The organism is Helicobacter suis (assembly GCF_902196135.1).
In the GTDB taxonomy this organism is placed as follows: domain Bacteria; phylum Campylobacterota; class Campylobacteria; order Campylobacterales; family Helicobacteraceae; genus Helicobacter; species Helicobacter suis_A.
Genome location: NZ_CABIKE010000003.1, coordinates 163,589 through 174,047, shown reverse-complemented (window position 1 = coordinate 174,047; position 10,459 = coordinate 163,589). Strand labels below are relative to the sequence as shown.

11 protein-coding genes are annotated in these 10,459 nt (G+C 38.9%); 1 reads left to right on the top strand and 10 read right to left on the bottom strand.

What is annotated here, in order from left to right:
- Positions 1 to 451, top strand: a 451-nt coding sequence (locus G6Q06_RS03470; protein ID WP_430734575.1) for a phage portal protein family protein, incomplete at its 5' end; no start/stop codon positions are given.
- Positions 452 to 607: 156 nt separating this feature from the next.
- Here G6Q06_RS03470 and G6Q06_RS03465 read toward each other — a convergent pair.
- From G6Q06_RS03465 to metG, 10 genes are all read right to left on the bottom strand, one after another.
- Positions 608 to 1,252: an ABC transporter ATP-binding protein gene (locus tag G6Q06_RS03465; protein WP_163565722.1), complete on the bottom strand. Its 645-nt coding sequence runs from the start codon at positions 1,250 to 1,252 to the stop codon at positions 608 to 610.
- Positions 1,243 to 1,863 carry an ATP-binding cassette domain-containing protein gene (locus G6Q06_RS03460; RefSeq protein ID WP_163564398.1) on the bottom strand — a complete coding sequence of 207 codons (621 nt, stop codon included), beginning with the start codon at positions 1,861 to 1,863 and terminating at the stop codon, positions 1,243 to 1,245. The genes G6Q06_RS03465 and G6Q06_RS03460 overlap by 10 nt, the downstream gene beginning before the upstream one ends.
- Positions 1,856 to 2,647: an ABC transporter permease gene (locus G6Q06_RS03455; protein ID WP_163565721.1), complete on the bottom strand. Its 792-nt coding sequence runs from the start codon at positions 2,645 to 2,647 to the stop codon at positions 1,856 to 1,858. Before G6Q06_RS03455 ends, G6Q06_RS03460 begins: the two co-directional genes overlap by 8 nt.
- Positions 2,635 to 3,591 carry an ABC transporter permease gene (locus G6Q06_RS03450; RefSeq protein WP_240329187.1) on the bottom strand — a complete coding sequence of 319 codons (957 nt, stop codon included), beginning with the start codon at positions 3,589 to 3,591 and terminating at the stop codon, positions 2,635 to 2,637. Before G6Q06_RS03450 ends, G6Q06_RS03455 begins: the two co-directional genes overlap by 13 nt.
- Positions 3,591 to 5,126 (bottom strand): ABC transporter substrate-binding protein, encoded by a 1,536-nt coding sequence (locus G6Q06_RS03445; protein ID WP_163565720.1) that lies wholly within the window; start codon positions 5,124 to 5,126, stop codon positions 3,591 to 3,593. Before G6Q06_RS03445 ends, G6Q06_RS03450 begins: the two co-directional genes overlap by 1 nt.
- A 144-nt stretch (positions 5,127 to 5,270) precedes the next feature.
- Positions 5,271 to 6,410 (bottom strand): glycosyltransferase, encoded by a 1,140-nt coding sequence (locus tag G6Q06_RS03440; protein ID WP_163565719.1) that lies wholly within the window; start codon positions 6,408 to 6,410, stop codon positions 5,271 to 5,273.
- Positions 6,407 to 6,832, bottom strand: a complete 426-nt coding sequence (locus G6Q06_RS03435; RefSeq protein ID WP_176485278.1) for a PaaI family thioesterase — start codon at positions 6,830 to 6,832, stop codon at positions 6,407 to 6,409. The genes G6Q06_RS03440 and G6Q06_RS03435 overlap by 4 nt, the downstream gene beginning before the upstream one ends.
- Before the next feature lie 8 nt (positions 6,833 to 6,840).
- Positions 6,841 to 7,638 carry a tRNA 5-methoxyuridine(34)/uridine 5-oxyacetic acid(34) synthase CmoB gene (cmoB, locus tag G6Q06_RS03430; protein WP_163565718.1) on the bottom strand — a complete coding sequence of 266 codons (798 nt, stop codon included), beginning with the start codon at positions 7,636 to 7,638 and terminating at the stop codon, positions 6,841 to 6,843.
- Entirely contained in the window at positions 7,628 to 8,560 is a 933-nt protein-coding gene (locus G6Q06_RS03425) for a ligase (protein WP_163565717.1), read from the bottom strand. Before G6Q06_RS03425 ends, cmoB begins: the two co-directional genes overlap by 11 nt.
- Entirely contained in the window at positions 8,557 to 10,407 is a 1,851-nt protein-coding gene (gene metG / locus G6Q06_RS03420; protein WP_205435829.1) for a methionine--tRNA ligase, read from the bottom strand. The genes G6Q06_RS03425 and metG overlap by 4 nt, the downstream gene beginning before the upstream one ends.
- Positions 10,408 to 10,459 lie beyond the last annotated feature (52 nt).

Sequence of the window (10,459 nt, the reverse complement as noted above, 5' to 3'; positions counted from 1 at the left end):
TGCCCATCAAATCCCTAATTTTGTTGATTATGAGTTTGTGAAATGGGCGCTACAATCTGAGCGCTACGAGGAGTTAGTAAAAGTCTTTCGCTACTTTTTACGCTTTGATGCCCAAATTAGTAGCGAGGTGTTTAAGCGGCGTTTGCAAGTGGCTAAACTCCCATTAATCTTAGAATGTGAAAACCAACAAGCACAAGAGGCCTTTAAGCATATCCAAAAAAAAGGGTTTTATCAGTTTGTTTTTGATTGCACTAGCGCGCTTTTTTTTGGCTGTGCTTATTTTATTAAGGGCTTTTCTGAGGGCGGGGTTAATTTTAAGCTAATCCCACATAATTTCATACACTATGATGGGCAATTAGAAAAACGGCCTTTTATTTTCATAAGCGGGGAAAAAGTCTATTTAGATAACCGCCCCGACATTCTTAGCGTTTGTGATCTAAAGGTGTTTTAAATGGGATACCAAAGCATCTTGGATTTGTTCAAAAAGTTTTTTGATCAAGGGATTAGTAAACTTTAAAGATATAAGACTTGCAGGCTTTTTTACTCTTTAAAATCTTATTCAAAGTTAGAAGATTTGCTATAGACCCTGCATTTAACACCTCCAATCTCAACCAACCCGTAACTTGCCTGCTTCAATGATAAAATGTCTTTTAAAGTATTTTTGTGCAATGGCTCTGTCATGGGTGATACAGATCATGCTTGTTTTAGTTGCAAGTTGATAATCTAGCAACACTTCCATAATCTCGTATTTCAAACGCTTATCTAGTGCGCTGGTGATTTCATCTAAAAGTAAGATTTGGGGCTTAACTAGCATGGCTCTGGCTATGCCTAATCTTTGGCGCTCCCCTCCGCTTAATTCTCTGGGAAACTTATCTAAAAGAGAGGGTTTAAGCCGCGTACTTTGTAAAATTTGGGGTAAATCTTTTTGTGTTTTAAAACGCCTAGCCACACTTTCTAAGAGGTCTTTAACTTTTTTGGCTGGATTGAGCGCATTTAATTGATCTTGGAAAACATACTGGATGCGTTGCCTTAAATATTTTTCAGGCATCTGTAAAATATCTTCTTGCTGGTAGGTGATTTGGCCTTGATCAAAACTTTCTAAGCGCGCGATGCATTTAGCCAGCGTACTTTTCCCGCTCCCACTTGAGCCTAAAAGTGCAACACTCTCCTCACTTTCTAGGTACAAATGAATATCTTTTAAAATACAATACTCCCCATAGGATTTATATAAACCCATGACTTCTAATCCCATGTAAAATACCCCTTTTTATCCCCAAAATAAGTGATCGCGCCATTTTCTAAAACAAGTACCTGTTCACACAAACGATAGGCCACCTCTTCATCATGGGTAATGGTGATCTTTTGAATCTTTAATTCTAGGAGTAATTGCACCACACTTTGGGTATTAAGACGATCTAAAGAACTAGTTACCTCATCTAGCAAGAGAATTTGAGATTCTAAAGTGAGATTAAGCGCGATTTGTACGCGACTAGCCATGCCACGACTCAATTCGTAAGGATAAAGCCCCCATACTTTAGAAGGAATATTTAGACTCTCAAAAATAGGTAAAGCTTTGTCTAATTTGTCTTTAAGAACCATTTTAAAGGTGTCTCGTATTTTTAAATAAGGGAAAAAGCAACTAATACAATCTTGAAAGACATAGCCCGCACGCCCCTGTACTTCAAGCGCGCTATAGCTAATTTTAAGATTAGGGCTTAAAAGCCCACAAAGGGCTTTACAAAGCGTACTTTTCCCACTCCCACTACTCCCCAAAATAGCCAAATTAGCCCCCGTTTCAAAACTAATATCGCGCAAGATTTGGCTAGTTGGGGTGTAGATATTTAAATGCGCCACTTTAACCATCTTCTTGTATTTTTTCTCCTAATAACATTAAGCCAAACACCATAACAAAAACGGCTAGCCCGGGGGTGAGTAGCAACCACCAAGTACCCGTAAAAATTGCCTCAGAGGCTTCATTAAGCATATTGCCCAAACTTGCCTCCCCCACTCTAAGCCCCAAACCAAAAAAACTAAGTAGGGCTTCTGTGCTAATGGCATGGGCACAGATATTAATAAAAAGTACAAACACGCTATTTTTAGCTACAGGTAGAATTTGTATAAACATAAGCGCTAAACGAGTCGCCCCTAAAGCTTTTTCATTTAAGATAAATTCTTGGGTGCTGATATTGCTAAAGCTATCATGGATAAGCTTACCAGCACTCCCCCAAGCAAAAAATGCCACCAATAGACTTAGCCCTAACAAATTAAACCCGCGTTGGTTAAAGGCGCTAAAAAGCAAGATGAGTAAAAGATTAGGTAGGGCTAAAAACCCATCTAAAAAGCGCAATAACAAAGAGGCTAGCCATTTAGGAGCATTAAGACTAACAAAGGCAAAGCCTAAAGCAAGACACATAGCACCTAGTGCACTTAAAAGCCCGATATAAATAGAATTTCTAAGAGCAAAGAGTAGCCTAGAAAATTCATCGCGCCCTAAAAAGTCTGTGCCTAAAAGGTGGGTGAAACTAGGGGGGAGTTTGAGTTGGGTTAAATTGATTTGAGTGGGTGCAAAGGGAGCGCATAGGGGCAATAGTGTTAGACCCACGATCAAAAGCGCGCCAAAAAGAAAAGTCTTTTTCAAGAACGCCATCTTGGGTTTAAAAGTTTGGCGCTAATCTCTACGATGAGGTTAAATAAAACCACTACAAGGGTGCTAAGTAAAATAATGCCTAAGGCTAGAGGGTAATCTTTATTAAGTAGGGCATTAATGGTTGTACTGCCTAGTCCTCCGATAGAAAACACGCTTTCTACAATATAAGTCCCTCCTAAAATCCCGGCTGCATTAGCCCCAAAATAACTTAGGATAGGCAAAAGGCTATAGCGCAACACTAATTTAAATTGAATGATTTTTTCACTAACCCCCCATGCGCGATAACTCATGATAAAGGGTTCTTTGAGAGTATCTAATATCACACTACGAACTAGACGGGTATAAATGGCTAAATGCGAAAGGGTTAGTACTGCTATGGGGAGTACTAGGTGGTGAATCAATCCTTTTAAACTAGGCTCTTCTCCTAAATCATAGATTCCAGAACTAGGAAAGAGTCCTAAAGATACGCTAAAGATCATGATAAAGAGCAAGCCTAGCCAAAAACTAGGGACACTAAAAAAACCTAAGGTGATAATCATAATCGCCTTATCCCATAGTGAGTTTTTAAATAGTGCGCTAAAAACTCCCAAAATAAGGGCTAGAATAAAACTTAAAATAAAACTTGTTAGGCCTAAGATCAAAGTGTAGGGCAAGCGCTCTTTAATAATCTTTATTACGCTTTCTCCACTAGCAAAACTCACCCCTAAATCTCCGCATAAAACCCGCCCCAACCATTCTACATAACGCACCAAAAGCGGGCGATTCAAACCTAAATTAGCCATCATTTGCTGTTTTATAGCCGGATTAGCCGCTTGGATACTATCCCCATAAACACCAGAGATCACACTCCCGCTAGAAAAATCTAACATCACAAAGATCACAAAACTAAAAACAAGTAAGAGTAAAAAAGCCCCTATAAAACGCCTAGTGGCAAAGCGCCACACTAATCCTTACTCCACTCAGCAACATCATAGGTAAAACGCGCCCCGTGATGCCCTAAGATAGTAGGTTTAATGCCATGGACATTAGCGCGGTAGGCTAAAGGATAGCGCAAATACACTAAGAAGGCAAAGGGAGGGTCAACATATAGCGCATTAATAAATTTAGCATACCAAAACTTGCGTTGATCTAGTTTGTTTGTGATGCGGGCTTTAAGTAGAGCCTCATCAACTTTTAAATCGCTGTAATGGTTGTAATTCCAGCCATTTTTATTAGTGCTGATATCCATTTTAGAACTAAAAACGCGATAAGTCTGCATATCTGGATCAAGCGGGCTTCCCCAGCCAATAATAAAGCTATCTACCTTGTCTATATCAAAGGCGCCGTGGTTTTTGGCAATCACATTGGTTTTAATCCCAATTTTGGCTAATTCGCTTTGTAAAATGCTGGCTAGGGCTATCCTAAGCGGATCGCTATTAAAGGCATAAATATCAAACTCTAAGGCTTTGTTATTTTTATAGTAAAACTTTCCCTGTAACTTCCACCCATCTTTAACTAAGATTTCTTGGGCCTTTTGAGGGTTGTAGGTGTAGGTTTGTGCATTTGCATCATTAGCCCAACTAGCTTGGATAGGGTTATTAGCCACAAAGCCATAGCCGTGTAAAATCTTAGCAGCAATTAAATTTCTATCAATAGCGTAGTTAATTGCCTGCCTCACTGCTAGAGACTCGAAAAGAGGGTTATGAAAATTAAACATCAAAGCGCGATAATCCGCGCTCTTCATATCCATAATCTTAATATTTTTATCATGCTCTAAACCCTTTACTAGATTGGGCTCTACTAAAGCCACATCTAAAGAGCCGTTTTTAATTTCATAAGTGCGCACATTGTAATTAGGCACGATTTTTAAGATGACCTTAGCAGACTTTGGCCGTCCACGATAAAAGTTAGGGTTGGCTTTAAAGCTAATATAACTCCCTTTTTGCCACCTCACAAATTCAAAAGGGCCTGTGCCAATGGGGTGTTGGTTAAAAGCATTGGTGCTTAAATCCTTACCCTCTAAAAGGTGTTTGGGCAATATTCCCATGCTTAATGCGTCTAAAAGCGCAGGAAAAGGGGTTTTAAGTGTAATTTTTAAAGTATAGGGGTTTAGCACTTCTATCCGTTTGATCTCTTCAAAATTAGCGCGTGCGGGTGCATTGAGTTTTTTATCCATAGCCTGCTCTAGTGTAAATTTAACATCTGCAGCGCTAAATTTATACCCGTCATGCCATAAAACATCTTCTCTTAAGTGAAAAATCCAAGTGAGTCCATCAGGGCTTACTTCCCAGCTCTTAGCCAAATCCGGCTCAATTTTCATGTCAGGTGAAAAGCGTGTGAGTCCGCTAAAGACAAAATCTAGGGCGCTATCATGATCGGTGTCAAAAAGCGGATTGATGCGGGTTGTTTCGTTTTCAATGCCAATAACAAGGGTATCTTTAGGGGTGCTAGCAAAAACTTGAGCAATCAAAAGAGTGGCCAAGAAAAACTGTTTGATCATCACTCTCCTTTGGGTGCTATGTTTATATTTTTAGTGTTATTTTCTTAAAAATTAGTTAACAAGGGAAAATATTTTTGTAAGAATATTAACCGCTTAGTGGAGTTTATAAAATTCTGCTTTTATGGCTTTTTCTAGTTGTGAGGTTTATCTTTTCTCCTTATAAATCTCTCTAAAATCAGCAATAGCCTCTGTGTACATGTCTAAAGCTTGCTTAATAGAATCATCTAAGCGGTAGTTTTGCGTGGCCTGAGCGTATTCTTTTTCTGCTAATGCGCGTTCCTCTGGGTGTTCTAGCCAGTAGTCTATTTTTTGGGCTAGATCTTTGGCGTCGTTAGATTTAAACAGCGATCGCGCATCTAGGGCAAATTGGTTAGTCGCGCTGATTTTGCTATCAGAAATCACGGGCACCACCCCGCAACTCATCGCCTCTAAACAAGCAATTGCCTCCCCCTCCACATCTGCAGCATGCACATATAAATCGCATTGATACAGCAGAGTTATTAAATCTTGTGGTTCTAAAAAGCCAAAATCTACCGGATAAGTTAAGCCTTGTGCGCATTTTTGTAGTTTGGCTAAATTAGGCCCAATGCCTTTTAAATGCAATTGAATCTGTTGGCTAAAGCGACTCAAACGCACCGCTTCTATGAGTACCTGTTGGTTTTTTTCATTAGAGTAGCGCCCCACCATGATGATGTGAAATAGGTTATCGGTTTTGGTGTTATGGGAGCGTTTGGTATAGAGTGGATCAAAGCCATTGCTAATTACATATTTTTTACCCCCATAGCCATGCCTCTCTAGTTCATTTTTAATCAAAGGGGAGGGGCAGTGGATATGATAGAGATATTGGTAATAATTCTTTTTAAACCACCAAAAGATTAAGCGATTAAGCCAATCTAAATTTTGTAGTTTAATGTTGTATGTGATGTGTTCGGGTTGTAAATGAAACGCCCCCACATAGGGGATTTTAAGCTCTCTTGCTACCTTGATTGCTGTTTTTTCTAAATCAAAGGGTAAAAACACATGCACGATGTCTACCCCTCTAAAGGCTTTTTTTAAAATCCTTTCATCAGGTTTGCCAAAGATCATGTGTTGTTTGCGTGCAATTTCTGTAACCAGTGGAATATAGCGCTCTTTAAGAGTAAAAAAACCCTCACCTTGTATAAAGGGTGCTACTACCCGTACTTCATGCCCGCGCTCCTTAAGCGCCTTATAAAAGCGATAGCAGGTCATAGAAGTCCCGTTGCTTTTATCCTCAAAACTATCCACCACTAAGGCAATGATCACGACTCTTCCTTAAAATTAAACTTGAAGGGGCGTTTTTCAAAGACCAAAATCTCAAAATCTCCCTCAAAAACTTTAATTTCCATAAACTCACCCTCCACGCGAATTGAGCATTTTTTAGAACTTGCGTGTACCACTATGGCGTTAAAATAGACTTCTTGTTTAAGCTCAATGGGGGCAAGTAAATTAATTTTCATAGAAGAAATTAAGCTGTTTTTCTTATTAAGCGCGCACAAAGCCGCAAAACTAGCCGCACTCACAATAAAGCCCGCATGTACAACATCTTCCTCACAGAGCATAAACTCCTTAGGGGTGAAACAAACTGTGGCTTTATTAGGGCTAAAAGAAACCAAATCCGCACAAAGAGTTTGATCTAATTTAGAACAAACAAATAATCCTTCCTCTAACATAGGTGTTTCTGTCATCACTATCCTTATTTGTGTAAAATAAAATACCCCCTACAGGGAGCAGGGTAGCCCTCTATGCTCTTGCTAGCATCTTTAGGGTCTAAAAAAGATTCTAAACTTAGGCCTTCAATCCATGGGGTTTTGCGTTGCTCTAATAAAGTGGTGGGTTTAATTGCTAGAAGTTTACATTCTTGAAAGCCTGCTTTAAAAGCCCAATTTTGCAAGGCCTTAATGCTAGGAATAAAATAGACATTACTCATCTTGGCATAAGTCTTTGGGCAGAGGGCAATTTCTAGCGGGCTTTCAAAAATGAGGGTATCAAGCACTAAAATACCGCCTTTTTTTAAACCCATGTAAAGAGATTTTAAGGCGCTGTGGGGGTCTTTTCTATGATAAAGCACACCCAAACAAAAGATCACATCAAAGCGTTTAGGGTAAGTGCGCAGATCCTCCACCCCTAAGCTTTCATAGGTGATAGGCAGTTGTAAGAAATGATTTAGAAAATTAAATTGTTGCTTGTAAAGTAAACTTGGATCAAAACCTGTTAGGCTTTGTGGGTTTTGTTTGTGCATACAAAACAGATAATAGCCATTATTACAGCCCACATCAGCTACATCTAAACCACACAAACTAACATTTTTAATTAAATCCCACTTGATATAACTTTGCCATTCGCTATCAATACAAAACTCTTTTTTACCTTGCTTAAAATAAAAAGGACCTTTGCGCCAAGGTCTTAATTGCCAAGCTTTTGCTTGGAGTTGATCAAGGCTAAAATGGGGATCTAATTTTATACTAATCCCTTGATCAATGCTATAGCCCATCAAATAGACTTTTCTTATAGGGCTTGTAGAGTAAATCTGTTATTTCTACCTCTCCTATAATGAAGGCTAGATGATAGATTTGTGAGGTGAGTAGAGTTTTAAGCTCATGAAGGGTTTTATAGAGAATATGGGGCATGTCTAGTTCTTCTTGTGTGAAAATAATTTGTTTAAGCCAAGGGGCTTTTCTTTGCGCATAGATTGCCAAATTGATCATCTCTTTATGTTTTTCTAAGAAGAGAATCTGTGAATACTGTGCACAAGGTTCTAAGCGCTTATTAGTATAAAAAGGTTTAGGAAATACCCCCAAGCGATTTAAATCTACTGGTATATTTAATGCCTGAGATACCTGTAAAACTTTGGCAAGCTCAGGTAAGTAAAGCCCTGCAAGTTTAAGATGATAGCGCCTATTTTTATATAAAATCGTGCTAGTTAATAGCTGTTCTTGTAGAATTTGGTAGGGGAGGGTATCTACAATCTTTAGGCTATTGGGCAAGAAAGATTCTTGCATGATTAGCGCACTTATAGCGGTTAAATCTAAATCTAATAAATCTACAATTTCTCCTTTAAAAAAATAAAGACCACTGGGCACTAGCCTAGAGAGTAATAGACACTCAATTCTGGAAAGAGTAATAATTGGGATTTGGCTATCCATGAATTTATAATAAAGCAATCTATTTAGCGCATCTTGTAAGTTTTGTACATAAATCCAAGCAATTTCTAAATCACTGGGGTTTTTCTGATTAGTTAGTACCCCATAAGCCCCTAGTTTAATGGCTAAATCAAGATAGCTAGGCTCTAAAGCAATAAAAAGCGCGCCTTTTTTAACCCGCTCAATGGCATGGGTGATATGGCTAAATGTATGCACCACCGGGTTACTTTGTAATGTTCCTCTTGTGATGGATAAAACCTCATCTACATTCACTCAATCTTAGCTCCATTGCTTACATATTCAGTAGGCGCGATGAGTTTAAGATGATTGGCACCACTAGCTGTTAAGATCATGCCCTCAGATTCTAAGCCTAGCATTTTTCTAGGTTCTAAATTTAGTAAAGCACATACTTGTTTGCCTATTAGTTCCTCGGGTTTGTAGTATTTAGCAATACCTGAGAGAATTTGGCGTGTTTTTAGACCAAAATCAACCTGTAAACACAGCAATTTAGAGCTTTTAGGTACTTTTTCAGCTTTAATAACCGTGCCCACTCTAATCTCTAATTTAGAAAAATCCTCTATCTTAAGGCGCTTTTGTTCCTGTTTAATAGAAGTTTCTAACTCTAGTTTGGGGAAAAGCGCTTCTGTTTTGTGTAGGGTTAGGGGGGGCAATACATAATGGCTTTGTTTAAAGGTTAAAAAACTCTGTGAATCTAGGTTAACTCCAAAGATAGCCGCTAATTTTGTTGCACTCTCTGGCATCACTGGGTAAAGATAAAACGCACTCTTAGCTAGAATAGTGGCCACAAGAGAGAGTAAAGCCATAGTTTTTTTAGGTTGTGTTTTAACCATATTCCATGGCTGCTCTTGCGCAATAGTAGCATTACACACTTCAAAAACTTTCCATAAATCTTCTAAATAGCGGTGGGGTTGCATCTCTTGCATGCTTTGATCTAAAGAGTTAAGCAAATCTTGGAGTTGTTGGTACAAAAAAGCATAGTGGGTTAAAACGCCCCCACTCTCTAGCTTGCCACCAAAATACTGGCTAGCCATGCCTAGTAATCTTTGTACTAAATTGCCTAAAGTATTGCTCAAATCTGCATTAGATCGCCGTATTAAAGCCTGCAAGCTAAAATCCCCATCTTGGCCTAAGGGCACTTCGCGCAATAAAAAATAGCGCAGCGTTTCTGTTCCATAAGTTTTTGCTAGATCCTGCGCATCTAGCACATTGCCAATACTCTTGCTCATCTTCACCCCATCAATTGTCCACCAGCCATGTACACAGAGCTTTTCAAATAAGGGGAGTTCTAAACTCATTAAAAACGCCACCCAATAAATTGCATGGAAGCGCAAAATATCCTTACCCACAACATGGATGGTGTATTTAAAACACTCTAAATTAGCTCCCTTGCCATAGCCTAAAGCACTCACATAATTAAGCAACGCATCTAGCCATACATAAATAACATGCTTACTTTCTTTTAAACTACTAGGCAGAGCAATGCCCCACTCAAAACTCGTACGGGTAATAGAGAGATCATAAAGCCCCTGTTCAATAAAGCGCAACACCTCATTGCGTCTAAAGAGAGGATAAATAGCCTTAGGGTGGGTGTGATAAAAATCTAGTAAGCGATCCTGATAGTTACTGAGTCTAAAAAAATAACTCTCCTCCTCAACTAAAGTACTCTCGCGGTTGCAATCAGGGCAATGCGTGGTGGTTACAAAACTCTCACAACTCACACAATAAGAGCCCTGATAAACTCCCTTATAGATGTCTCCTTTTTGATACATTTGCTCAAAGGCTTTTTTTACGGCCTCTTTATGCTGGCTATCTGTAGTGCGTACAAAGTGGTTATAATCAATCTTAAAATAATCCCACTGATCTTTAAAAAGACGGCTAACATTAGAGGCGTATTCAAGGGGGCTTAAATGATGTTTTAAAGCGCTTTGTGCGATCTTTTGGCCATGCTCATCTGTGCCGGTGAGTAGAAAAACTTCTTTTCCTTGCAGGGCATAGTATTTTTTAAGCATGTCGGCAATAAAAGTTGTGTAAGCATGCCCTAAATGAGGCTTATCATTGACATAATAAATAGGAGTAGAGATCAATTTAAAATTTTGCATAGACAACACCTTTTTAAGCCTAAAGCGCCTATAATAGCACAAAACCATAAAC